Origin of the sequence: Burkholderia sp. LMG 13014 (genome assembly GCF_905232215.1) — a bacterium.
In the GTDB taxonomy this organism is placed as follows: Bacteria; Pseudomonadota; Gammaproteobacteria; order Burkholderiales; family Burkholderiaceae; genus Burkholderia.
Map to the genome: position 1 here is coordinate 1 of NZ_CAJNKE010000940.1, position 1,565 is coordinate 1,565.

The following is a 1,565-nucleotide window of genomic DNA, read 5'->3' on the forward strand; positions in this document are numbered from 1 at the left end:
TCGCACGGTGCGCCCGGTATACAGCACGTCGTCGACGAGCACGATGCGCGCGCCGTCGACCTCGAACGGCAGCGACGTCGGGCTGGCCTGGCTGTGCAGCCCCTTCTTCGCGTAGTCGTCGCGGTGCAGCGCGACGTTCACGACGCCGAACGCCGGTGCGCCGAGATCGTGTGCGAGGCGCTCGGCCAGCCATGCGCCGCCGCTGTGAATGCCGGCGAGCCGCGGGCCGCCCGGTTCGGCGAACGCCGTGCCGTACGCGGCGCGGATCTGGTCGAGCAGGACGCGGTAAAGCGCCTCGGCATCAATGGTGCTCATGGTCGGACAATTGATCGAGATACTGTTGAAGGATGACGCGCGCGGCCTCGGCATCGAGCATCTCGACGCGGGCACGGCCGCGCACGTTGCGCTCGCGCAGCCCGGCCTCGGCCTCGACCGACGAATAGCGCTCGTCGACCCACGTGACGGGTAGCCCGAAGCGGCCGTTCAGCTGGTTGCCGAAGCGCTTCGCCTGTTGCGTCATGTCGTGCGGCGTGCCGTCCGGATGCATCGGCAGGCCGACGACGAGCGCGTCCGGCCGCCATTCGGCCAGCAGGTCGCCGACCGCCTTGAAGCGGTGTTCGCGGTTCAGGTTCTGGATCACGACGAGCGCACGGGCCGAGCGCGTCAGCGCATTGCCGATCGCGACGCCGATACGCTTTTCGCCGTAGTCGAACGCGAGGAGCGTCGCATCGCGCGCGCTCGCGCCACTCATGCGTGCCCTGCTTCGCCGGACAGCATCGACGAGCTGACGCCGAGCAGGCCGAGTGCGGCTTCGAAGCGCTCTTCGGCCGGCGTGTCGAACACGATGCGCGGATCGGCGGCCACGGTCAGCCAGCCGTTGCGGGAAATTTCTTCCTCGAGCTGCCCTGCCCCCCAGCCCGCATGACCGAGCGTCAGCAGGAAGCGCTTCGGGCCGGTGCCCGTCGCGACCGCCTCGAGCACGTCCTTCGACGTGGTCATCTCCAGCCCGCCCTCGACGGACATCGACGAGTTGTAGCTCGCGCCCTCCACCGGCTCGTGCAGCACGAAACCGCGCTCGGTCTGGACCGGGCCGCCGAAGTACACCGGGATGTGCAGCAGCGGCTCGATGTCGAGCTTCAGGTCGATGCGGTTGAACAGCGATTCGAGGTCGATGTCGGTAGGACGATTGATGACGAGGCCGAGCGCACCGCGCTCGCTGTGATCGCAAAGATAGACCACCGTTCCCGAGAACGTCGGATCGGCCATGTTCGGCATGGCGATCAGGAACTGGTTGGTGAGATTGATGCGATCGGAAGGCTTTGACATGGTTTGAATTTTAGCAAAGACGCCGCGGCCTGACCGAGCCGCGATCAACAAGCAACGCCGCACCGCGCTGGCAACGGCGCGCACGGATCACATGGCACTCTAACACGCGCGCGGGCGCTGTCGGCAGCGTGTTGCGGGCCCGCGCGGCAAGGGCCGCCGGCGCGTGTTCGTCCCCTTGTTCGTCAGGCTCGGCCGAGCGCCGCGCCGAGCGCGCCGGACGCCGCGGTGAGATCCGGCGG

General features: G+C 68.2%; 4 protein-coding genes. All 4 read right to left on the minus strand.

Features of this window, described 5'->3' with window-relative positions; genetic code table 11:
* On the minus strand, window positions 1-315 hold a 315-nt coding region (pyrR, locus tag JYJ84_RS36340; protein ID WP_205187242.1), incomplete at its 3' end, for a bifunctional pyr operon transcriptional regulator/uracil phosphoribosyltransferase PyrR.
* Window positions 302-751, minus strand: coding sequence for a Holliday junction resolvase RuvX (gene ruvX, locus JYJ84_RS36345; RefSeq protein WP_174976967.1), 450 nt, complete (start codon window positions 749-751; stop codon window positions 302-304). The genes ruvX and pyrR, both read right to left, overlap by 14 nt.
* Window positions 748-1,326 carry a YqgE/AlgH family protein gene (locus tag JYJ84_RS36350; protein ID WP_011351143.1) on the minus strand — a complete coding sequence of 193 codons (579 nt, stop codon included), beginning with the start codon at window positions 1,324-1,326 and terminating at the stop codon, window positions 748-750. Before JYJ84_RS36350 ends, ruvX begins: the two co-directional genes overlap by 4 nt.
* A 10-nt stretch (window positions 1,327-1,336) precedes the next feature.
* Window positions 1,337-1,565 (minus strand): hypothetical protein (locus JYJ84_RS36355; RefSeq protein WP_205190274.1); only part of this gene is annotated, 229 nt, incomplete at its 5' end.

What these genes read in the sequence shown, in the direction of transcription:
- ruvX (WP_174976967.1), bottom strand. Translation starts at nt 751, where the DNA reads ATGAGTGGCGCGAGCGCGCGCGATGCGACGCTCCTCGCGTTCGACTAC.
- JYJ84_RS36350 (WP_011351143.1), bottom strand. Translation starts at nt 1,326, where the DNA reads ATGTCAAAGCCTTCCGATCGCATCAATCTCACCAACCAGTTCCTGATC.